The sequence below is a fragment of the Mesorhizobium sp. M1E.F.Ca.ET.041.01.1.1 genome (genome assembly GCF_003997355.1).
Classification (GTDB): Bacteria; Pseudomonadota; Alphaproteobacteria; order Rhizobiales; family Rhizobiaceae; genus Mesorhizobium.
On the sequence record NZ_RZSL01000039.1, the window covers coordinates 1 to 21,649 of the forward strand.

General features: G+C 62.4%; 25 protein-coding genes and 1 tRNA gene. 8 read left to right on the forward strand and 18 right to left on the reverse strand.

Annotated features, from left to right (window positions below; genetic code table 11):
• From trmFO to EOA38_RS05890, 3 genes are all read right to left on the reverse strand, one after another.
• Positions 1–1,155, reverse strand: a 1,155-nt coding sequence (gene trmFO, locus EOA38_RS05880) for a methylenetetrahydrofolate--tRNA-(uracil(54)-C(5))-methyltransferase (FADH(2)-oxidizing) TrmFO (protein WP_127298711.1), incomplete at its 3' end; no start/stop codon positions are given.
• Between the two features lie 292 nt (positions 1,156–1,447).
• Positions 1,448–1,588, reverse strand: coding sequence for a DUF1127 domain-containing protein (locus EOA38_RS05885; RefSeq protein WP_127298712.1), 141 nt, complete (start codon positions 1,586–1,588; stop codon positions 1,448–1,450).
• Positions 1,589–1,638: 50 nt separating this feature from the next.
• A complete protein-coding gene (locus EOA38_RS05890; protein WP_082056373.1) occupies positions 1,639–1,779 on the reverse strand; it encodes a DUF1127 domain-containing protein in 141 nt (46 codons plus the stop codon).
• Positions 1,780–2,013: 234 nt separating this feature from the next.
• Here EOA38_RS05890 and EOA38_RS05895 point away from each other — a divergent pair, with 234 nt between their 5' ends.
• Together EOA38_RS05895 and EOA38_RS05900 are read left to right on the forward strand one after the other, a co-directional pair.
• A complete protein-coding gene (locus EOA38_RS05895; protein ID WP_127298713.1) occupies positions 2,014–3,132 on the forward strand; it encodes a DUF2157 domain-containing protein in 1,119 nt (372 codons plus the stop codon).
• Entirely contained in the window at positions 3,129–3,710 is a 582-nt protein-coding gene (locus EOA38_RS05900) for a GDYXXLXY domain-containing protein (RefSeq protein ID WP_126093416.1), read from the forward strand. Before EOA38_RS05895 ends, EOA38_RS05900 begins: the two co-directional genes overlap by 4 nt.
• 51 nt (positions 3,711–3,761) lie before the next feature.
• On the opposite strand, the gene EOA38_RS05905 is transcribed toward EOA38_RS05900, so the two are convergent.
• Both EOA38_RS05905 and EOA38_RS05910 read right to left on the reverse strand, forming a co-directional pair.
• Positions 3,762–4,694: a hypothetical protein gene (locus EOA38_RS05905; RefSeq protein ID WP_126093417.1), complete on the reverse strand. Its 933-nt coding sequence runs from the start codon at positions 4,692–4,694 to the stop codon at positions 3,762–3,764.
• Between the two features lie 334 nt (positions 4,695–5,028).
• Positions 5,029–5,113: transfer RNA gene (locus tag EOA38_RS05910), tRNA-Leu, on the reverse strand.
• A gap of 359 nt (positions 5,114–5,472) precedes the next feature.
• On the opposite strand from EOA38_RS05910, the gene tig reads away from it, so the two are divergent.
• The 3 genes from tig to EOA38_RS05925 all read left to right on the forward strand — a co-directional run bounded on the left by tig (position 5,473) and on the right by EOA38_RS05925 (position 8,224).
• A complete protein-coding gene (tig, locus tag EOA38_RS05915; RefSeq protein ID WP_127298714.1) occupies positions 5,473–6,972 on the forward strand; it encodes a trigger factor in 1,500 nt (499 codons plus the stop codon).
• Positions 6,973–7,201: 229 nt separating this feature from the next.
• Positions 7,202–7,666, forward strand: a complete 465-nt coding sequence (locus EOA38_RS05920) for a hypothetical protein (protein ID WP_127298723.1) — start codon at positions 7,202–7,204, stop codon at positions 7,664–7,666.
• A 177-nt stretch (positions 7,667–7,843) separates the two neighbouring features.
• Positions 7,844–8,224, forward strand: coding sequence for a cytochrome c family protein (locus tag EOA38_RS05925; protein WP_126093419.1), 381 nt, complete (start codon positions 7,844–7,846; stop codon positions 8,222–8,224).
• A 78-nt stretch (positions 8,225–8,302) separates the two neighbouring features.
• Here EOA38_RS05925 and EOA38_RS38985 read toward each other — a convergent pair whose 3' ends face one another.
• The 10 genes from EOA38_RS38985 to map form a co-directional block, all read right to left on the reverse strand.
• Positions 8,303–8,455 (reverse strand): hypothetical protein, encoded by a 153-nt coding sequence (locus EOA38_RS38985; protein ID WP_189350014.1) that lies wholly within the window; start codon positions 8,453–8,455, stop codon positions 8,303–8,305.
• Positions 8,456–8,712: 257 nt separating this feature from the next.
• Positions 8,713–9,186, reverse strand: a complete 474-nt coding sequence (locus EOA38_RS05935) for an aminoacyl-tRNA deacylase (protein WP_127298716.1) — start codon at positions 9,184–9,186, stop codon at positions 8,713–8,715.
• 143 nt (positions 9,187–9,329) lie between these two features.
• Complete coding sequence (locus EOA38_RS05940) at positions 9,330–9,722, reverse strand: cytochrome C oxidase subunit IV family protein (RefSeq protein WP_126093422.1); 393 nt, start codon at positions 9,720–9,722, stop codon at positions 9,330–9,332.
• Between the two features lie 25 nt (positions 9,723–9,747).
• Positions 9,748–10,461, reverse strand: coding sequence for a heme-copper oxidase subunit III family protein (locus EOA38_RS05945; RefSeq protein WP_127298717.1), 714 nt, complete (start codon positions 10,459–10,461; stop codon positions 9,748–9,750).
• Between the two features lie 10 nt (positions 10,462–10,471).
• The gene (locus tag EOA38_RS05950) at positions 10,472–11,176 is read right to left on the reverse strand and encodes a cytochrome c oxidase subunit 3 (RefSeq protein ID WP_127298718.1); all 705 of its coding nucleotides are present in this window, start codon (positions 11,174–11,176) and stop codon (positions 10,472–10,474) included.
• Positions 11,173–12,948 (reverse strand): cytochrome c oxidase subunit I, encoded by a 1,776-nt coding sequence (gene ctaD / locus EOA38_RS05955; RefSeq protein ID WP_126093425.1) that lies wholly within the window; start codon positions 12,946–12,948, stop codon positions 11,173–11,175. The genes EOA38_RS05950 and ctaD overlap by 4 nt, the downstream gene beginning before the upstream one ends.
• A 22-nt stretch (positions 12,949–12,970) precedes the next feature.
• Complete coding sequence (gene coxB / locus EOA38_RS05960; RefSeq protein ID WP_126093426.1) at positions 12,971–13,855, reverse strand: cytochrome c oxidase subunit II; 885 nt, start codon at positions 13,853–13,855, stop codon at positions 12,971–12,973.
• A gap of 134 nt (positions 13,856–13,989) precedes the next feature.
• Positions 13,990–14,742, reverse strand: coding sequence for a DNA repair protein RadC (gene radC / locus EOA38_RS05965; protein WP_127298724.1), 753 nt, complete (start codon positions 14,740–14,742; stop codon positions 13,990–13,992).
• A 236-nt stretch (positions 14,743–14,978) separates the two neighbouring features.
• Complete coding sequence (locus EOA38_RS05970) at positions 14,979–15,665, reverse strand: OmpW family protein (RefSeq protein WP_127298725.1); 687 nt, start codon at positions 15,663–15,665, stop codon at positions 14,979–14,981.
• Positions 15,666–16,064: 399 nt separating this feature from the next.
• Positions 16,065–16,892 carry a type I methionyl aminopeptidase gene (map, locus tag EOA38_RS05975; RefSeq protein WP_127298719.1) on the reverse strand — a complete coding sequence of 276 codons (828 nt, stop codon included), beginning with the start codon at positions 16,890–16,892 and terminating at the stop codon, positions 16,065–16,067.
• A 219-nt stretch (positions 16,893–17,111) separates the two neighbouring features.
• Here map and EOA38_RS05980 point away from each other — a divergent pair, with 219 nt between their 5' ends.
• The 3 genes from EOA38_RS05980 to EOA38_RS05990 all read left to right on the forward strand — a co-directional run bounded on the left by EOA38_RS05980 (position 17,112) and on the right by EOA38_RS05990 (position 18,386).
• A complete protein-coding gene (locus tag EOA38_RS05980) occupies positions 17,112–17,507 on the forward strand; it encodes a hypothetical protein (protein ID WP_245480775.1) in 396 nt (131 codons plus the stop codon).
• A 114-nt stretch (positions 17,508–17,621) separates the two neighbouring features.
• Entirely contained in the window at positions 17,622–17,858 is a 237-nt protein-coding gene (locus EOA38_RS05985; RefSeq protein WP_126093428.1) for a hypothetical protein, read from the forward strand.
• Positions 17,859–18,080: 222 nt separating this feature from the next.
• The gene (locus tag EOA38_RS05990) at positions 18,081–18,386 is read left to right on the forward strand and encodes a DUF982 domain-containing protein (protein WP_127298720.1); all 306 of its coding nucleotides are present in this window, start codon (positions 18,081–18,083) and stop codon (positions 18,384–18,386) included.
• 16 nt (positions 18,387–18,402) lie between these two features.
• On the opposite strand, the gene EOA38_RS05995 is transcribed toward EOA38_RS05990, so the two are convergent.
• The 3 genes from EOA38_RS05995 to EOA38_RS06005 all read right to left on the reverse strand — a co-directional run.
• A complete protein-coding gene (locus EOA38_RS05995; RefSeq protein ID WP_127298721.1) occupies positions 18,403–19,089 on the reverse strand; it encodes an aspartyl/asparaginyl beta-hydroxylase domain-containing protein in 687 nt (228 codons plus the stop codon).
• 107 nt (positions 19,090–19,196) lie between these two features.
• Complete coding sequence (locus EOA38_RS06000) at positions 19,197–20,690, reverse strand: efflux transporter outer membrane subunit (RefSeq protein ID WP_127298722.1); 1,494 nt, start codon at positions 20,688–20,690, stop codon at positions 19,197–19,199.
• A gap of 11 nt (positions 20,691–20,701) precedes the next feature.
• On the reverse strand, positions 20,702–21,649 hold a 948-nt coding region (locus EOA38_RS06005), incomplete at its 5' end, for an efflux RND transporter permease subunit (protein WP_145965926.1).

The window sequence follows — 21,649 nt, forward strand, 5'->3', positions numbered from 1 at the left end:
GGTCGGCGGTGGCAGCGAGGGCGCCTGGCCGAGCCGCTCGGCGGCGGCGAAACGGCCGGCGAGCAGGCCGATCGCGGCGCTCTCGACATAGCCTTCGCAGCCGGTGATCTGGCCGGCAAAGCGTAGGCCCGGCCGCAATTTGAGCTGCAGCGACGGATCGAGCAGCGTCGGCGAGTTGATGTAGGTGTTGCGGTGCAAGCCGCCGAGGCGCGCGAACTCGGCGTTCTCTAGCCCCGGAATGGTGCGGAAGATGCGCACCTGCTCGGCATGCTTCAGCTTGGTCTGGAAACCGACCATGTTGTAGAGCGTGCCCAGCGCATTGTCCTGGCGAAGCTGCACCACCGCATAGGCCTTGACCGAGGGATTATGGACGTTGGTCAGGCCCATCGGCTTCATCGGACCGTAGCGCAGCGTCTCGACGCCGCGCTCGGCCATCACCTCGATCGGCAGGCAGCCATCGAAATAGGGCGTGCCTTCCCACTGTTTGAACTCGGTTTTTTGGCCCTCCAGCAACGCCGCCACGAAAGCGAGATATTGCTCCTTGTCCATCGGGCAGTTGATGTAGTCCTTGCCGGTGCCGCCGGGGCCGACCTTGTCGTAGCGCGACTGGAACCAGCAGGTGTTCATGTCGATCGTGTCGAAATGAACGATCGGCGCGATGGCGTCGAAGAAGGCGAGCGCATCGGCGCCGGTTGCTTCGGCGATCGATTGCGCCAGCGAGGGCGCCGTCAGCGGGCCGGTGGCGATGATCGCCTGGTCCCAATCCTCGGGCGGCAGTCCCGGCACTTCCTCGCGCTGGATGGTGATCAGCGGATGCGCTTCGATCTTTGCGGTGACCGCATCGGAAAAGCCGTCGCGGTCGACAGCGAGCGCGCCGCCGGCGGGCACCTGGTGAGCGTCGCCGGCGCTCATGATCAGCGAGCCGGCAAGCCGCATTTCGGCGTGCAGCAGGCCCACCGCATTGGTCTCGGCGTCGTCCGAGCGAAACGAGTTGGAGCAGACGAGCTCGGCCAGCCCGTCGGTCTTGTGGGCATCGGTGCCGCGCACCGGGCGCATTTCGTGCAGCACGACCGGAACGCCGGCCTCGGCGATTTGCCATGCCGCCTCGGAGCCGGCGAGGCCACCACCGATGACGTGAACGGGATCTTTGCTCATGAGCGCCGGAATAGTCGCTTGGCGCGGCGAATGCAATTGCCGGCTTCGGCGGGCTGGTGCGGGAAGACTGCCCCCTAGCTATTTGTTTTACGCAATTCCGGACGAAGCTTACGGCGACGTCGCCGAGCCCAACCGCTGCACACTTTTTCTGGAATTGCTCCAAAAACAACAACGCCCGCCGGGGGAGGAGGTCCGGCGGGCGCCGTTTCGGTGGTCAACCCTCGGGAGGAGGTGAGGGTTGGCCGTATCCGTCAGGGTCGGGGAGGAGGTCGACCCTGGCGAAATGCCTTGCTTAGACCGCCTTGCGGGCGATCGTCTTGATCTCGTCGCGAACGATACCGAGATCGTGGAGCTGGCGGTTCGAAAGCCGACCCAGCTCGGAAACCGTCTCGCGATAAACGCGCCAGTTACGGTAGCTGCGGATCAGGTTCATTGTCTTACTCTTCTCAAAACTGGTTCGGACCATTCGCGGTCCGAAGCGGATTAGACCGCCTTGCGGGCGACGTAGTGGATGTCGCTGCGGCTGATGCCGAGGTCGGTCAGTTCACGGTTCGACAGGCGGTTCAGCTCGGAAACGGTTTCCCGGTAGCGGCGCCAGTTGCGGTAGTTGCGGATCAGGTTCATGGTAGTGCTCGTTTCGTCTTTAGTTCGGATCATTCCGTTTGTGTACGAACAGAAAATAGGTCGGATTATATCGGTTTAAAAGTGTCATTGGCGCATGGCAGCAATGCAATTTGTGCAATGCAACATTAACGACCCTTCACGCTTGCGACACAAAGAAGACCGAATCGGAAAATGCCGCTGCGTCAACGGTTTGGCCCTTGCGGCTAAAAAAATGACCAAGCTTGGGGGAAACGCATGGCGGGCTATGCGACACGGGTGAGGGCGGATATTGCCCGCTGGCGGGAGGCGGGCCTGATCGATGCGGCGACGGCCGATGCATTGGCGCGCGACGTGGCCGCCAACGAGCGCACCTCGCTGAGCTTCGGCTCGATCCTGGCGATGATGGCCGCACTGCTGTTCGGCGCTGCGATACTCATCTTCGTGGCCGCCAACTGGGAAGCCATTCCCCGGCTGGCGCGCGTGGCGGCGCTGTTTGCCGTCATCGTCGGCGGCTATGTCGGCGGTGCGTTGCTGAAGACACGCGATCACGCGGCGATCGGCGAGGCGCTGTGGGTCGTCGCCGCCGCGGCCTTCGGCGGATCGATCGCGCTGATCGGCCAGATGTATCACCTGTCGGGAGACGAGGCCGCGGCGCTGCTGACCTGGTGCGCCGGCACCGCGCTGGCGGCGGTCGCATTGCGCTCGAACCCCCTCACCGTGGCTGCGGTCGGCATCGCCGATGCCTGGTTGTTCCTCAAATGGGGCGGATTTTTCCGCCGGGCCGAGTTTCCCTATCTCTTCGCGGCAATTGCGCTGGTGCTGTTTGCCATTTCATTCTGGACACGCAGCCAGGCGGCGCGACACCTGATCGTCCTTTCGATCCTGTTCTATCTCGTGCTGCTGGCGATAGATCACAACACGCTGCAAGTCGCCATTCCGCTCGTGCTCGTCTCAGCGGCGCTGTTCGCGGCTGCAATCTTCGCCGCGGAACCCGTCGACAGGATCGTGCAGCTCGGCGGCCGGCTGCCCTTGCACGCGCTTATCGGTTTTCTCACCGGCCTGGCGATGGTCCAGTTCGAACTGGGCGATGAGGCGAGCTACAACAGCGGCTTTGCCATTGCCTCGGCGACCGCGCTTGCCGGCATCGTCGCGGCGATCATGCTGGGCGGTCGTGAGAGCAGGGGCTTGCGCTGGGTGGCCTATGCCGGCTTCGCCTTCGAACTCGCCATCATCTATGTGGTGATGCTGCAGTCGATGCTCGACACGGCGGGCTTCTTCCTGTCCGCGGCCGTGCTGCTGGGGATACTGGCGCTGGTCATCATCCGCGTCGAAAAGCGCATGAAGACGCCTGCCGGGGGAGGAGCAGCGGCATGACCGGGAAAAGACTGATCATCTCGGCGCTGGTGCTGGCGCTTTTCCAGATCGGCTTCCTGAGCTGGATCATTGCCGGACGCGCGGCGATCCTGCGCAACGGCAAGGAAGTGGTTTTGAAGATCGAGCCTGTGGACCCACGCGATCTTCTGCGCGGCGACTACATCTCGCTTGGCTATGACATATCGCGCATCCCGGTGAGGCTCATCGCCAACATTCCGCCTGGCAAGTTCACCAGCAACGATTCCGAGCTCGTCGTCAGGTTGAAGAAGGGTGCCGACGGCTACTGGCAGCCGAGCGCGGCATGGTTCGATCAGGCGCCGGCGCCTGCCGCTTCCGATGAGGCCGACATTGTCGGCCATGTGGCGGATGGCTGGGATCTACGCTCACCCAACATGACGATCGCGCCGGAATACGGGATCGAGCGCTTCTATCTGCCCGAAGGCCAGGGCGTGGCGATCCAGAATGACATGCGCGTGCGGCCGTTCGGCATCAAGCTGGCGCTGTCAGCCAACGGCGCGGCGCAGATCAAGGCGCTCATGGACGGCAGCAAGACGCTGTTCGAGGAGCCGCTTTATTAGTGTGTACGGCCTTGGCGTGAGCGCGACGGTCCGCCTGAACGGTGGTCTCGGTTATCGCTGAACACTGCCTGTCTCTGCGATGATTTTGAGATAGGGACCAATCGAAATCGTATAGCTAAAGTTTGCTACGCCTTTTTCCTGCTTGTGTATCGAGGGGCTGCGTACAACCCAGTCATAGACGCCCGAGACAATGCAGCGATCGTCAACGCAGTTGACCATAATGCTGTCATTGCGGACGCTATATCCGCGTTCAGGCCATCGCTGATAATAGTTCCTCTTGTCCTGAATGATCGAGCTCAGGTTCGTCAACTTGCCATAATAGTCGACCGTGGGAGCGTAGGACGCCTGAGCTTGAGCAAGAGCGAAATCGTCGTTGTCGCCATGATGCTCGATGAGATCCTTGACGAAGGCGACCGCTACGCTTTCCGGCTGTTGCGTGGCATCGGGTACAGGGGAAGGCACGGGCGCGGGATTTGGCCTCGCAGACATCTGCGATGTATCTGCCGGCGATTGGCTCGTTTCGGCATTGGTCACGCGCAAGTCAGCCATTTCGCTCGCCGACAGGTATCTTATATCATGCTTGCCGTAGCTCGAAGCCAATTCCATCAGCTTGGGATCCACTCCCATCTCGACTACATAGGCTAGGACTGCGGCCGTTCCGAGCTGGACACGGGCGTCAGCCTCTTCGTTGGACATCCCGTCAGCCGGTTTGAGGAACGGCCGGTGAATACCGATAGAACCTGGTTCGGCAATACGGTGGACGCCACCCAAGAAGGCCAGTGAGCAGGCCGAAGCGCACTGCAATTGGCGAACCTGAAGCGTATCCAACCCTGCCGCGCGGATCATGCGCCCCAGCCGAATCGCACTGCCGACATTGCCGCCGGGCGAGTTGAATACGATCACCCTGGCCCCGCTGCTCGCAACCGCGTTGCCTAAGGCGTTCACGGGTTCGTTGGCGCCAAATTCACCGGAGACAACAAGCATCGGCTGCCCGCCCGGAGAGGAGGCCGCAGTGTACTCTAAAGCCTCAACCTGACATGTCGCTGCGGCGAGAGCTGACCCAACCCCTAGAACCAGAGAAACGACGCGCACAACCTGACAGAGCCCCAACCCACCTGCTGCAACTAAGAACCTGTTAACGGGCTATTTCAAGTGCATCGGATAGGCAAAAAGCGGAATTGTCTCCGCGGGCGTAAGGCCTTGCTCGCGCCGCCAGGAATTGATTGCTCCGGTCGTTCTTTTGCCAAGGCTTCGGAGAGGCCCTTTTGCTCACTGATCTTCAGGTGGCTCGTCGCCCGAAGCTCGTCAGAGCGAAGGATGGTGCGGATGAAGGGACTCGAACCCCCACGCCTTTCGGCACTGGAACCTAAATCCAGGGCGTCTACCAATTCCGCCACATCCGCGTTCCCCGGCAATCCCATGTAGCCATCATTCTGTCAATGTGAGGGTCCAAATGGGTCGGGGTCCAAATGGCCGTCATTCGCCTAATCGCGAAGATAGTTGAAAATTAGCCTAGCCTGTGACAAAAGGCGTGTCGAATGTGACGGGACGCGACTATCCGCTTCTGCAGAATGCAAGAAGAAGTAGGAAAAACAAAGACTTCTTCACATTTTGGAAGCGGGGTTCAGGAGAGTTTGAGCCGCGACAGCGGTCAGATCACCGGGTTCCGTACCAAAAGCCATTTCCGGCAAGATTATACCGGCAGGCTGTGAACGGCTAGGAACCGTTTGGCAGCCTCATTGGTGAAAACAAAGGTTTTAGGATGCAGGTCACCGAAACGCTCAACTCCGGTCTCAAGCGCGAGATCAAGATCACCGTGCCGGCCGGTGACATGGAAGCCAAGCTGATGGCGCGGCTCAACGACGCCCGCGAAAAGGTGCGGATCAACGGCTTCCGCCCGGGCAAGGTGCCGGTGCAGCACCTGCGCAAGGTGTACGGCAAGTCGTTCATGGCCGAAGTCGTCAACGAGATCCTCAACGACTCGACCCGCTCGATCATCTCGGGCCGCGGCGAAAAGGCTGCCATGCAGCCCGAAGTGATCATGACCGAGGACGAGAAGGAAGCCGAGAAGATCCTGGCCGGCGGCGCCGACTTCGAGTTCCGTCTCAATTACGAAGTCATCCCGGCGATCGAGATCAAGGATTTCTCCGACATCAAGGTGACGCGCCAGGTTTACGACGTGCCGGGGTCGGAAGTCGAAGACCAGGTGAAGCGCGTCGCCGAATCCGCGCGCAGCTACGAGCCTAAGGATGGCAAGGCCGCTGAGGGCGACCGCGTGACCATCGACTATGTCGGAAAGATCGGCGGCGAGGCCTTTGCCGGCGGCGCCGGCACGGACCAGCCGCTGGTGCTGGGCTCCAAGGAGTTCATCCCGGGCTTCGAGGATCAACTGATCGGCACCAAGGCCGGTGACGAGAAGCTGGTCACCGTCACCTTCCCCGAGAACTACCAGGCGGCGCATCTGGCCGGCAAGGAAGCCACCTTCGACGTCACCGTCAAGGAAGTGGCGAAGCCCGGCGAAATCGAAGTCACTGACGAGACCGCCAAGAACCTTGGCCTGGAATCGCTGGAGCGTCTTCGCGAGATCGTGCGCGGCCAGATCGAGAACCAGTTCGGTTCGATGACCCGCCAGAAGGTGAAGCGCCAGCTGCTCGACCAGCTCGACGCCGCCTATTCCTTCGAGGCGCCGTCGAAGCTCGTCGAAGCCGAGTTCAACAACATCTGGGCGCAGGTCAACCGAGACCTCGAAGCGGCCAGCCGTACCTTCGCCGACGAGGAGACCACGGAAGAAGAGGCGCGCGCCGAATATATGCGTCTGGCCGAACGCCGCGTGCGTCTCGGCCTGGTTCTCGCCGAGATCGGCGAGAAGGCCGGCGTCACCGTGTCGGACGAGGAGTTGCAGCGCGGCCTGTTCGAACAGGTTCGCCGCTTCCCGGCCAACCAGCAGCAGGAAGCCTTCGAGTTCTATCGCAACAACCCGGAGGCGATCAATTCGCTGCGCGCGCCAATGTTCGAGGAAAAGGTCGTCGATTATCTGCTCGGCCAGATCTCGGTAAACGACGTCAAGGTCAGCAAGGAAGAGCTGATGGCCGACGACGAGGAGGCAGACACCGCGACCAAGGCGAAGCCGGCGAAGAAGGCTTCCTCGAAGAAGGCCGAGGCCAAGGCAAGCGAAGCAAAGGCGGGCGAAACCGCCGACGAGGCGGAAGAGCCGAAGAAGAAGGCCGCGCCGAAGAAGAAGGCCGCCAAGGACGCCGAGTAAAACGGCTCGACAATCTGATTTCGAAAGGCCGCCCCTCGGGCGGCCTTTTTCGTTGTTGCCGCACGGCAACACAGCAGACTTCAGATGAATTCCCACTGCTGGCGATACCGAACGTTGATGATTATCTGCGCGGTATCGCATTTCGCAGGGTCGTTTGGAGGTACCGGTGAGGCAGGCATTCAGGACGAGGGGCGTGGTTGTTGCCGCGGCGCTCCTGCTTGCCGCGGCCATGGAGAATGCTCAGGCCGGTCCGGATCTCGGCAACTGGCGTGTCGACGCCGGCGGCGACGGCCAGGTAACGGCATCGCTCCACGCCACCAACAAGTTGATCACCGGCGGCGGCGCGCTGGGCTACAGCCCGGTGCTGACGCTGGCCTGCCGGCCCGGCGGCGAACCGCGCTGGAGCGAATGGCTGCAGCTCAACGACGCGGTCTCCGCCAGCCGCAAGATCACCATGTCGGTCATGGTCGACGGCGGCAGCAAATTCGATGAGAGCTGGTCTGTCGGCCCGCGCGGCAAATTGCTGGTCAGGGAAGGCGACGACGGCATCAAGCGGCTGGTTTCGGCGAACCGTTTGTTGCTGTCATGGCGTTTCGGCCTGTTGTCCGGGCGCGGCGAGGCCGATTTCGAGCTCACCGGGCTCTCCGAGGCGATCGGCCAGATCGCGGCAAGCTGCAACACCGATCCGCCGTGAGCCGGCTCGGCTTGTAACCCTTCGCAAAATGTTGGCTTTCCTATCCGATGGCCGGATTCTGTGGTATGCGGGTAGCGCAACTCCACTGGGGAGATGCGGATATTCCGCTCTGCCATGAAGTGCAGCATGCCGCCGCGACCGGCACGCCGGCACAACGGCGATCAGGGAGGAAATGCCATGCGCGCAATCGCGTTCTTAGCCATCATGCCTGCTGTCGCTTTCACCGTGAATCCGTCACGGGCACAGGATGCCGCTGCAGGCGAGAAGGTCTTCACCAAATGCAAGGTTTGCCACGTCGCTGACAAGGACCAGAACAAGGTCGGTCCATCGCTGAATGGCGTCATCGGCCGCACGGCGGGCACGCACCCCGATTTCACCTATTCGACAGCCATGATCGAAGCCGGAAAATCCGGCGTCAAATGGGACGAGCCCACCCTGACAACGTATCTTCACGATCCCAAGGCCATGGTCAAAGGGACGAAGATGGCGTTTCCCGGCCTCAAGAACGATCAGGACATAGCCAACGTCATCGCTTATCTGAAACAGTTTTCCAAGTAAGCAACCCCACCGGTGGTGGCCTGCTCATCCCGAAGGAAGATCGTCGGCACTGCTGCCGGAATGCTGCGCTCTGCGCCGTCACGAAGGCAGCGCAAAGAAGCCCAATGCCAGCAGGATGATTATGCCAAGGCCGAGTATGAGAAGCGTCCGCGTGTCCATGACGTTCACCTTCGCAGCCTGAGGATAGCGAAAAAGCAGCTCTGGAGCCAGCGCGCCGCTGCGGCTGACCATTAATGCGCGTCACGCTGAAGCGGATTCGGGCGACGCGCTTTAAGTCTTTGTTTTGATGCATGTCGTTCTCCCAAAACCGCTGCGCACTTTTGGGCGACATGCATTAATGCGCATCACGCAGAACTGGCTGTGGTGCTGTCGATTCTCGGTCACGCCACCTGGCATTTGTACCGCAAGGTTATAGAGCCGCCGGCTGGCCCCAGACCGGCGAACTGAGCAGGCCCTGTTGTGACGGACCGGCGAGAGTGCCGGTGCGCTCAATAGGCCCGGTGGCTGAACCGCGCCTGACGCGCGCCCGTGGTCAGATTGCGGAAATCCTTGCCGCTGACATGCACAAGCGTCTTGTGGTCGCCGCCCTCGAAATAGACGTCGGCGGCATCGCCGAGGCTTTCGTCCAGAATAACCGGCACATCATAGGCGGCGCCGATCGGCGGTATGGCGCCGATGTCGCAATCATCGAAGAGCGATACCACCTCGTCCTCGGACGCGAGCCCGAGGCGCTTGTCCATCACGTCCTGCAGCTTGCCGAGCTCGATCCTGTGGGTGCTTGGGACCACCGCCAGCGCATAACCGAGTTCGTGGTGAACGACCACCGACTTCGCCATGATGCTGCCGGGCACATGCGCGGCGATGGCGCTCTGTCTGCTGGTGGCGGTTCGATGATGCGCGACGGTGTCGTAGAGGATTCCCTTGCTGTCAATAAAGTTCCTCAGTCTGCTTGCTATCGTCATTTTCCGCGTCCTCTGCTTGAGTTCACGACGCATGCGTCAAACCAAAATGGACGGGCGGCCTTATTGTTTCACGGCCAGTTGTTTCATGGCAAAGGCACCCGCCGTTCCCGGCTGGTTGTGTCGCGGCTGGATCGAACCGCGCGTCAGGGGCCGGGCCCGAAAAATGCGATACGGGTCAACAGCGTATAGTCGGCTTCGAGGACCATCATCGTCACGAAAACCAGCACCAATATCGGCGGCAGGATGATCGCATACATCATCGCCAGCCGCTCCCAGGCCATATGCATGAAGACGGCGACGATCAGTCCCGCCTTGAGCATCATGAAGATCAGGATCAGCGACCATCTGAGGTAGCCGTGGATACCGAAATAGTCGACCAGATAGGAGCAGGTGCTGAGGATGAACAGCCACGCCCAGACCACCAGATAGAGCTTGATCGGATGTTCCTGATGCGTGTCCGCCTTGGTGACGGCCGCCGCATCGTGGGTGGAATGCAGTGCGTGTTGTCCGAGACCGTTTGCGGTTGCTTCAGCCATATCTGCCTCTCAACAAAGCTGCTTCTCACCAAAGATAGAAGAAGGCGAAGATGAACACCCAGACCAGGTCGACGAAGTGCCAGTAGAGTCCCATGATCTCGACATTCTCGTAACGGCCACGGCGACTGGTGAAAAAACCGCGCCGCCCGGTGTCGAAGTCGCCACGCCAGACTTTTCGCGCCACGATGATCAGGAAGATCACGCCGATCGTGACGTGGGTGCCGTGGAAGCCGGTGATCATGAAGAAGGACGAGCCGAACTGCGCGGCGCCCCAGGGATTGCCCCAGGGTCGCACTCCCTCGGTGATGAGCTTGGTCCATTCGAAGGCCTGCATGCCGACAAATGTCGCGCCGAGCGCAGCGGTCAAGAGCATCAGGATCGCGGTTTTGCGGCGATCGCGGCGGTAGCCGAAATTGACCGCCATGGCCATGGTTCCGCTGCTCGAGATCAGCACGAAGGTCATGATGGCGATCAGGATGAGGGGGATCTCCGAGCCGCCGATGCGCAAGGCGAAGACCTCGCTTGGATTCGGCCACGGCACGCGGGTGGAAATCCGCGCCGTCATGTAGGAAAGCAGGAAGCAACCGAAGATGAAGGTGTCGCTGAGCAGGAAGATCCACATCATGGCCTTGCCCCAGGACACGTTCTTGAACGCGCGCTGATCCGAGGCCCAATCGGCGGCGATACCGCGCAAGCCCTCGGGGCGATTCAACTGGCCGCTATGTGTCGTCTCAGCCATCGCCTGCCTCCTAGGTCAGCAATTGCCGGCAAATGTCGATGAATGTCGCCGCCCAGCCGGCCAGAACGGCGAAGATGCCGAGCCAGACGAAAAGCAGGAAATGCCAATACATGGCGCAGAGCTCGACGCCGAGGCGCAACCGCTCCGGCCGGGCGCTGTTCCAGGCACTGGCGCTCGTCCTGCCAAGGCCGACCAGCCCGCCCATTATGTGCAGGCCATGCATTGCGGTGATCAGGTAGAAGAAGCTGTTGGCCGGGTTGGAGGCCAGCAGGTAGCCGTCTTCGGTCAGCTGCCGCCAGGCCGCCAACTGGCCGGCCAGGAAGGCGAGGGCGGTCAGCCCGGCCGTTGCAAGACCGAGCTTCACCATGTCCAACTGGCCTCTGCGCGCGGCGACCACGGCGCATTGCAGCGCGACGCTGCTCAGCACCAGCACGCCGGTGTTCAGCCACAGTAGGCGCGGCAGCGGCAGCGGCCGCCAGTCCGACAGGCCCATGCGCATGAAATAGGCGCTGGTGAACAGCGAGAACAGGCAGCCGACGACGGCGAGGAAGACGCCGAGGCCGATCTTGGCGGTGGGCAGGGGCGACCGGTCGAGGTCGACGAAATCCCCGGCCATGCCTTGCTCGAGCCATGGCTTCGCCGTCAGCCCCTGGTGCGAAAGCCACCAGCCGGCAAAGCCGGCGATTACCAGCAAAAAGACAACGATAACGCTCATGCCGGCTCCCTGGAGGGGCCGAGGCCGAAGGAGCCCGGCACGTTCTGCGGGATGAAGTCCTCCTTGGCTCCTGGCACGCTGTAGTCGTAGGCCCACCGATAGACGATCGGCAGTTCCTTGCCGAAATTGCCGTGCGCAGGCGGCGTCTCAGGCGTCTGCCACTCGAGCGTCGTTGCCCGCCAAGGGTTGCCGCCGGCCTCGCGGCCATGGCGGATGCTCCAGATCAGGTTGAACAGGAACACCATCTGGGCGAAGCCGACGATGAAGGCCATGATGCTGATGAACGAGTTCAGATGATGGGCCGACTCCGTCATTATCGTCATGTCGGTCAGTTCGGCGTAGCGCCGAGGAACGCCCATAAGGCCGAGATAGTGCATGGGGAAGAAGATCAGATAGGCGCCGAGGAAGGTGACCCAGAAATGGAAGCGGCCGAGCGTCTCGTCGAGCATCCGGCCGGTGACCTTCGGATACCAGTGATAGATCGCGCCGAAGATAACCAGGATCGGCGCGACGCCCATCACCATGTGGAAATGGGCGACCACGAACATCGTGTCCGACAACGGCACGTCGACGACGACGTTCCCGAGGAACAGGCCCGTCAGGCCGCCGTTGACGAAGGTGACGATGAAGGCGAGCGCGAACAGCATGGGGATGGTGAGGTGGATGTCGCCGCGCCACAGCGTCAGCACCCAGTTATAGACCTTGATCGCGGTCGGCACGGCAATGATCAACGTCGTGGTGGCGAAGAAGAAGCCGAAATAAGGATTCATGCCGCTGACATACATGTGGTGCGCCCAGACCACGAAGCTCAGCGCGCCGATGGCGATGATGGCCCAGACCATCATGCGGTAGCCGAAGATATTCTTGCGCGCATGCGTGCTGATCAGGTCGGACACGATGCCGAAGGCCGGCAGGGCCACGATGTAGACTTCCGGGTGGCCGAAGAACCAGAACAGGTGCTGGAACAGGATCGGGCTGCCGCCATTGTGCTGCAGCTGCTCGCCCATTTCGACGATCGCCGGCATGAAGAAGGAGGTGCCGAGCAGACGGTCGAGCAGCATCATCACACAAGCGACGAACAGCGCCGGAAAGGCGAGCAGCGCCATGACGGTGGCGGTGAAGATGCCCCAGACGGTGAGCGGCAGGCGCATAAGGGTCATGCCGCGCGTACGGCCCTGCAGCACCGTCACCACATAGTTCAGGCCACCCATGGTGAAGCCGATGATGAACAGGATGAGCGAAGAGAGCATCAGGATGATGCCCCAATCCTGGCCGCCCGGCGTGCCGGTCATGATGGCCTGCGGCGGGTAGAGCGTCCAGCCTGCGCCCGTCGGTCCGCCCGGCGCAAAGAAGCTCGACACCAGAACGAGCACGGCGAGCAGATAGACCCAGTAGCTCAGCATGTTGACATAGGGAAAGACCATGTCGCGGGCGCCGACCATCAGCGGGATGAGGTAATTGCCGAAGCCGCCAAGGAAGAGCGCGGTGAGCAGGTAGATCACCATGATCATGCCGTGCACGGTGATGAACTGGTAATAGGCTTCCGGAGTGATGAAGTCGAACGTGCCGGGAAAACCAAGCTGCAGGCGCATCAGCCAGGACAGCACCAGCGCCACAAGACCGATGGCCGTTGCCGTCGCCGAATACTGGACCGCAATGACCTTGGCGTCCTGAGAGAAGACATATTTCGTCCACCAGCTATGCGGATGGTACAGTTCCACCTCTCCGACTTCGGCGGGCGGAACGGCATCTGCGGGTGTGACGTCGACCATTTGGAGCACCTCCGTGCCCTGTTCAGCGGGCCTCGACAGTTTCGAGTTTTGCCGCAATGTCGGGACCGGACGCCGTCGTCTCTCCTGGCCGGCGGTCCGCGGAGCCCGTTTGCTGGGGCGCCGACAATTGCGCAAAAGTCTGTTGCTGGCCGAGCCAGGCCTGGTAGTCCTGCTCGGTATCGACCACGACCACGCCATGCATCAGCGGGTGCCCCTGGCCGCATAACTCGGCGCACAAGACCTGGAAGGTTCCGGTTCTGGTTGGAGTGAACCAGAAATAAGTGACGGATCCGGGGATCATGTCCATCTTGGCGCGAAATTCCGGGATATAGAAATCATGCAGCACGTCGATCGAACGCAGCAGCACCTTGACCGGCTTGCCGACCGGCAGGTGCAGATCGGCGGCCTCGACCAAGACATCGTCCTGGCCGTTCGGATCTTTGGGGGCAACGCCCAACGGATTGTCAGCGGTTACGTCGCGGGTATCCGAAGTTCCGAGCTTGCCGTCCTTGCCGGGCAGGCGGAAGCTCCACTGCCATTGCTGGCCAATAACCTCGATGTCGGCCGCCTCGCTTGGAACGTTGACGAAGCGGCTCCAGACGAACAGACCTGGAACCAGAAGGGCCGTGACGCCGACGGCGGTGACGACCGTCAGCCACGATTCGAGGCGCCTGTTCTCCGGCTCATAGGCCGCGCGGTTGCCTTCGCGATGGCGGAAGCGGAACACGCAATAGGCCATAAAAAGCACGACGGCGCTGAAGACGACGCCGGTGATCCAGAAGGTGATGATGATGGTGTTGTCGATATAGTCCCAATTCGAGGCAATCGGCGTCCACCACCATGGGCTCAGGAAGTGGAACAACACCGAGCCCACAACGACTAAAACGAGTACAAGCGCAATCGCCATGTCCCGTTCCTCCCGGCATTCCCAGGAGAGCGAAGCATTCAGGAATGCCAAGCCGCATCATGCTCGATTTCCAGTTGAAATTCCAGAGCCGACTAGCCGGTGGCCACATGTTGCTATTTGCGCCCGCGGGGGGCCTAGATCAGCAGCAGCCCCTTCATCGAGGCGTTGCCCTTGCGGCCGATGATGATGTGGTCGTGCACCGCAATGCCGAGCGGCTTCGCCGTATCGATGATCTGCTTGGTCATCTCGATGTCGGCGCGCGAGGGTGTCGGATCGCCGGACGGATGGTTGTGCACCAGGATGATGGCGCTGGCGGAAAGTTCGAGCGCGCGCTTGACCACCTCGCGCGGATAGACCGGCGTGTGGTCGACGGTGCCGGTCTGCTGCACCTCGTCGGCGATCAGCGCGTTTTTCTTGTCGAGGAAGAGGATGCGGAACTGCTCGCGGGTCTCGAACGCCATGGCGGAGCGGCAATAGTCGAGGAGTTGCGTCCAGTTCGACAGCACCTCGCGGCCGCGCACTTCGCCGCGCGCCATGCGCTGTGCCGTGGCGGCGATGACCTTGAGATCGGTCGCCACCGCCGGGCCGATGCCTTTGACTTCCTCGAGCAGCGACGCCGGCGCGCCGAGCACTTCGGCGAGCGAGCCGAAGCGGGCGATCAGCGCCTTGGCGATCGGCTTGGTGTCGACGCGCGGGATCAGCCGGAAGAGGAGGAGCTCGAGCAACTCGTAGTCAGGCAGGGCGTCCGCGCCGCCGGCAACGAAACGTTCGCGAAGACGATCGCGATGGCCGTGGTAATGCGGCTTTTCGGCCGGATCGGCCTTCGCGGGCCGCCGGATCGGCAGCTCCGCGAAAAATCCCCGCTCGTCGTCGCCGGTTTCCCCCATAGGCCGCCCGCTCTTGGCCGGAAAAGGCCCGGCAGGAAGGAACTCTAAGCCGGCAGGCCGGGCCCAGTCGAGTTTTTTCGGCGCGAGTGCGTGAAATCCCGCCTCGGCTTCGGTCATGTCGACGGTATGCGCTTGCGTGTTGAAGGTGACGAAGGCGCTCACAGCGCGAGGAGGGCGCGAGAAAGCACCCTCCGAACACCGATTCAAATGCCCGCAGGCGGCTTCGTTTTGCCTGGTCAGAAGCGGTAGGTGACGCCCGTGCCGATCAGCCAGGGATTGAGCTTGGCTTTACCTGTAAAGTTCGTGCCGCCGACCGTGACGTCGAATTTCGGCTCCAAAAAGAGCTTCTTGACGTCGAAATTGAAGCCCCAATGCTGATCCAGCATGTAATCGAAGCCGACCTGCAGGGCGCCGCCGAATGTGTCCTTGACATGGAGAGCGTCGGCGCTGCCGGCATCCTGGTTATAGAAGATCGTGTAGTTCACGCCGGCACCGACATAGGGCTTGAAGGCGCCGAAATCGGTGAAGTGGTATTGCAGCGTGAGCGTAGGCGGTAGCACCCAGACCTTGCCGATCTTGCCCAACCCGCTGATCGTTCCCTCGCCGTAGATATTGGCGTAGGTGGTGCCGAGAACGAGTTCAGCGGCGAGATTGTCCGTGAAGTAGTAGGAGATGTCCAATTCCGGCGTCACCGTATCCGAATAGGAAAGGTCAGAGCCGGGGATTCCGTTGACGTTGCCCTTGTCGTCCGTGATCACGCCCAGGGCGCGCGCGCGAATCTGCCAAGGGCCGGATGCTGCTACAGGAGCCTGCGTCACGTCCACGGATTGCACGTCCGCCGCCGCGGCCTGCTGCAGTCCTGCCAAGACAAGGGCGATGGCAACTGTGATCCCCCGCCGCGACCCCATCCAGTCTCTCACCATAATATCTCTCCTTGAAATTTCGAATTTGGTGCGCTGCAGCAATGACAGCCGTGGAGAGATGCTCGGTTGACTCAGATCAATGGTCCGATGAGGTAGTTGAAGCGGCATTGCTTTCCGATGTCGCGTGTAACAAAAATGCTACACGACGATCGCGACAACCGGCCGAGCTCAGGTCTGGAAGATCGGATAGCTACAGGAGGCAGAGAGTCGGAAGTCGTGCCGGCCTGCGAATGGCAGTGCCCTGCGCTTCCGGCCTTCGCCGGCCGATGCACTCATGAGTCACCATGTAGTCAAGGCTCGGTCGGCGTAGGCCGGGGCTCACGTACTGCAAATACGCTCCCGCCCGGTTCTCGGAAACCCGCTATTCTCGGCTCGGCCTGACCCGAATCTCAATACACCTCAGGCCGGCAGGCCGGGGCGGTCGAGCTTTTTCGGCGACAGCGTGAAGATCTCGCAGCCTGTCTCGGTGACGCCGATCGTGTGCTCGTACTGCGCCGACAGCGAGCGGTCGCGCGTCACCGCCGTCCAGCCGTCCGACAGCACCTTCACGTGCGGGCGGCCGAGATTGATCATCGGCTCGACGGTAAAAATCATGCCCGGCCGCATTTCGACGCCTTCGTTAACGATGCCGTAGTGCAGGATGTTGGGCGCGTCGTGGAAGAGCTGGCCGACGCCGTGGCCGCAGAAGTCGCGCACCACCGAGCAGCGCTCGGCCTCGGCATAGGTCTGGATCGCGGCGCCGATGGCGCCGGTGCGGGCGCCGGGCTTGATCGCGGCAATGCCGCGCATCAGGCATTCGTAGGTCACCTCGAGCAGACGTTCGGCGGCGCGCTTGATCGTGCCGACGGGATACATGCGCGAGGAATCGCCATGCCAGCCGTCAAGGATATAGGTGACGTCGATGTTGACGATGTCACCGTCCTTCAGCGGCTTGTTGTCGGGAATGCCATGGCAGACGACGTGGTTGATCGAGGTGCAGGACGATTTTGTGTAGCCGCGATAGTTGAGCGTCGCCGGCAATGCGCCGTGATCCATGCCGAACTCGAAGACGAAGCGGTCGATGGCCTCGGTCGTGACGCCGGGCTTCACCATCGGCACAAGCTCGTCGAGGCAGCGCGCGGTGAGGTGGCAAGCCTTGCGCATGCCGGCAAAGCCTTCCTCGCCATAGAGGCGGATCTGGCCGGTGTTTCTTAAGGGTGCCGTCGCGGCGTCGAGATAAGTGACCATTTTGTCCGTTTGTGGGTTGGCTCCTGACGCGAGCCGATGCCTGAATTTTCTCCAGATTTGGCACCGGAAGCCGCAAGGTTCAAGGACGAAGTGCCTTCAGCCGGCTGTTGCGGGGAATATTCGCTGGCGCAGGGGTTGGCGCGGGCTGGGTTGTTCGCAGGGCTTTCCTTTCGCCAACCCGTGCGTTAGGGCGGGTCGGTATACAGGAGATTTGTGCCGTTGACGGCATCGGAACGCGCAAGATCGACGCTGCTACCGGTCAGGGCCGCATGCTCGGCCTTGATGGCGCTGCTCATGCTCGCGCTGGTGGGCTTCGCCCAGGCTGAAGTCTCCGCTTCCGCAGCCGCGGTCTCGGGCGGCGCCGGTATCAGCGCAACGCGGCAGGGCGAAACGCTTGCATTGCTGAGGGTCACCGGCAAGGCGCCGGGCGTCGAAGCCCGCGCCGGGCGGCCGGCGCCCATAAAGCTCCTCACAGGCAATCCCGGCGCGCTCGCCCCGTCATTCGATTTCGTCGTCGTTGGCCGGGCTTCGCCGGCGCCGACGAGCATCGTGCCTGCCTTTGCGGCAGCGCCGCTCTCGCATGCTAACCAGCCTCGGGCGCCACCAACCGCCTGAGTCCGTCGGTTGCTGACCGCAGCTTTCACACTCCGAACATTCCTTCGCGCCGCGACCCGGCGACGGCCTTCGGCCGTCCGCCGGTTGCATGGCGCGCCAATTCGGAACTTCGCGATGCAACGTATCAAGACGTTCAAAGCCCTCACGCGCGCCGCCTCGGCGGCTTCATTTCTCGCCGTCCAGGCGCTGATCTGCATCGGTACCGTTTACTGGGCAATCGCCGAAACGCTTCGCATGGAAGGGACGGCAGCGGTCGTGCTCGGCGTCATCTTCGCCGGGCCGTCCGCCTATCTGCTGATGGTGGTCTCTCGCATGGCCTACGAGGCGGAGACGGATCCGGCGAACCAGTAGATGCAATGGCAAGGCGGGCAGACGGGGCGATGCGGTTGCATCGCTCCGTCGAACGAACATATCCACGCAGCACGCGGCCAAGTGCCGATCCGCCGTACCTCGGCTCGCACCGCCGACCGCACTGAGGTCACATTCCTGGGCCAGAAAGCCGCAAAAGCAACTTTTGCAAACTTTTCAGAACGGATGGCGTTGCTGCAACCGCGCCAGTTCGGGAGACAGGGAATGGACAGACTGCAATTCGAGGTGCCGGTGCGCATCACGCCCGCGCCCGGCCTGCCGGTCGAGGAAATCTACAGCGTCGAACAGGCGCTCGACTTCCTGCAGAACTGGCCGAAGCGCCGGCAGGGCAAGGTCTATGACGCCGCCTTCAACGCCTGCTTCGGCGCGACGGTCGATGTCGCGAGCGCGGAGGAAGCCTGCCGGGCCTTCATGGCCTTCTGCCGCGTCAGCGGCCTGCTCGCCAGGGACGTGATGTTCCCCGGCAAGCGCGGCAATGCTGTAAGGGCGTTTCGCGAGGCGAGGGCATAACCTTCAATCGTCCGGTTCAGCCGGCGAAAGACACGCCCCTGTAGCGCATTCCCACCTGCACACCGCGAACGATCAGCCTGGACAGGATCTCCATGTCCAGCGGCATCTCCGGGCGCCACACATCGAGCAGCAAGGCTACTCGTGGCTGATCGGCGTTGTTCATGACTTCGTGCTCGAAGGTGTCGTCCCACAGCATGCATTCGCCGTCGGCGATCCGCTTTTCCTCGTGATTGATCATCATGATCGTCGCCGGCCGGCCATCCGCCTGTTTCGGAATAACCAGGCCGAGATGAAATCTCATGATGCCGCGAAAGGGCCCGCGATGGGCCGGGATGTGCTTGCGCGGCGCCAGGAATGAGACGGCTGCCGATTTGACCTCGGGGCATTCCGACAGCAGCCGGCTGAGGGTAGGCATCCGCGCCAGGTTTTGCGGGATCGTCATGTCGTAGGCCTTGAGCACGAACATGCGCCAATCGAGGCCGTCATTGGCCGAAATCTCGGCTTGCTCCGGCATGATGTCGTGGAAACGCGGCACCTTGTTCAGCTTCACCGCAAGCGCCTCGTCGCGGATCTCCTGCCAGGCCGCGGTGAACTTCGCGGCATTGGGGAAATGCGTGCCGGCGTCAAGAATCGCCGGTGCATCTATGCGCTTTTCATAGATGCGGCGGACCAGATTGGTTCCAAGATCGTAGGCGCTGGACATATCATTACCTCGACGAGTGAATAATATAGTGGGTAATTGCTTCCAGCCCATCGCTCACGGAGATTTGTTGAGCCGTTGAACGCCGGATGGACATCGCGGTCTGCATATCATTGCGTGTCCGATGCCAGGCGCGGTCCGGTCTTGGCATCGATGATCTCCGGCTTCGAGCTGTCGATCGTGCCGTCCCAGCCGCCGCCGAGCGCCTTGTTGAGCGCGATGTAGTCGGTGGCGATCGACACCCGGCTTTGCAGCAAAGTGTCATCCGCCGAATAGGCCGAACGCTCGGCGTCCAGCACGTCGAGAAGGCTTGTCTCGCCCGCCTTGTAGAGCGTTCTTTCGAGCCGCGCGGCGTCGCCATAGGATTTCGCGGAAGAGGCGAGCTTGCCGTTTCTGATGCGCTCCTGCGAGAGCGACACGAGAGTGTTTTCCACGTCTTCCAGCGCCGTCAGCACGGCGGCCTTATAGGCAATGAAATACTGGTCGCGCTGGGCTTTGGCGACGTCGACCGCTGCCTGCAACTGGCCGGCGTTGAACAGCGGCACGCTGAGCGTCGGGCCGAAGGACCAGCCGATGGTGGAGTTCCTGCCGAGATCGCCGAGCTTGAGGGCGGTGGTGCTGATGTCGCCCGTCAGGCTGACGCTCGGATAGCGTGCCGCCTCGGCCTGGCCGATCTTGGCCGTGTACTGAGCACATTGCCGCTCGGCCATCCGCACGTCCGGGCGGGTAAGCAGGATATCGGCGGGAATGCCGGTCGGGATCGGCAGGCGCGGCGTCGGGATCGGGGTGGGGCGCTTCAGCCGCGCGATGAGCGCGGCCGGCGGCCGGCCGGTCAGCACGGAAAGGCGATGCACCGACTCGGCATAGCCCGCCTCCAGGCTCGGAACGTCGGCTTCCGTGCTGCTCGCCTGTCCCATGGCCTTGGCGACATCGGCAGCGGTAGCCGTGCCGGCCAGCGCCATCGTGCGGGTGAGCTCGGCGGTCTGCCTTTGCGATGCGGCCGAGCGCCGGGCGAGCGCGATGCGTGTCTGGTAGCCGCGGGCCTGGACGTAGTTGGAGGCAACATCGCCAACCAGGGTCAGCAGGGTCGAGCGGAGCTCTTCTTGCGAAGCGTCCAGGCCGTAGCGGGCGGCCTCGACGCTCCTACGGCTGGCGCCGAAGAGATCGAGTTCCCAACTGGCATCGAAGCCGGCCTGATACTGGTCGTAGGTTTCGCTGCCGGTGCCGCCGGAGGTGGTGGCGGCGACCTTGTTGCGCGTGGCGGAGGCCGAACCGTCGGCCGACGGAAACAGCGTTCCCGCCGACTGGCGGTAGCTCGCGCGCGCCTCGCGGATCTTGGCTTTGGCCGTCGCCACATCCAGATTACCGGCAACCGCTTGCTCGACCAGCGCGTTGAGTTCGGGATCGCGCAGCTTCAGCCACCATTTCGACAATTCCGCCGGCTCGGCCGGCTTTGTCCCATTCCGGTCGCCCCAGGTCGCCGGCACGGCCAACAGGGGCGTCCGATAGTCGGGGCCGACGACGCATCCGGAGAGCAGAAAAGCGGTAACCGCGGGCAAAAGCAGCCCCTTCGCGGTCCGCAGACCGCGTTCGAAACCTGTCATGTGAGGAACCCTTATTGCTGAGTGGCTGTGGCTGGCGTCCCGCCCGTATCCTGCCCAGAATCCTGCTTGGCGGCCTTACCCTTGAAGATGCGGCGCACCGTGACGAAGAGCAGCGGCACGAGGAACACGCCGATCACGGTCGCCGCGATCATGCCGCCCATGACGCCGATGCCCACCGAGTTCTGCGCGCCCGAGCCCGCGCCATTCGCGATCGCCAGAGGCGTGACGCCGAGGATGAAGGCCAGCGACGTCATCAGGATCGGCCGCAAGCGTTGCCGTGCCGCGTCGAGCGTCGCCTCGACCAGACCCATTCCCGCCGCCTGCCGTGCGATGGCGAACTCAACGATGAGGATGGCGTTCTTGGCGGCAAGGCCGATCGTCGTCAGCAGTCCGACCTTGAAATAGACGTCGTTGGTCTGGCCGAAGAGAGTGGCCGCCGCCAGCGCGCCGAAGATGCCGATCGGCACCGACAGCATGACGGCGAATGGGATCGACCAGCTTTCATAGAGCGCCGCAAGGCAGAGGAAGACGACCAGCGCCGAGATCGCGTAGAGCGACATCGCCTGGTTGCCGGAAAGCCTCTCCTGGTGCGACAGCCCGGTCCATTCATGCGAATATCCGGCTGGCAGCTGCGCGACCAGTTTGTCCATCTCGTCCATGGCCGCGCCCGAGCTTTGGCCGGCGGCCGCCGCGCCCTGGATCTCGACCGCCGCCGAGCCGTTGTAGCGTTCGAGGCGGGGCGATCCGTAGGTCCAGTGGCTGGAGGCGAAGGCCGAGAACGGCACCATGGCGCCGCCGGAGTTGCGGACCTGCCATTTGTCGAGATCTTCCGGCTGCATGCGGAAATCCGCGTCCGACTGCAGATAGACCGGCTTAACCAGTCCCCAATCGATGAAGTCGTTGATGTAGTCGCTGCCCCAGGCGCTCGACAGCGTGTTGTTGTTGTCGGCGAGGCTGAT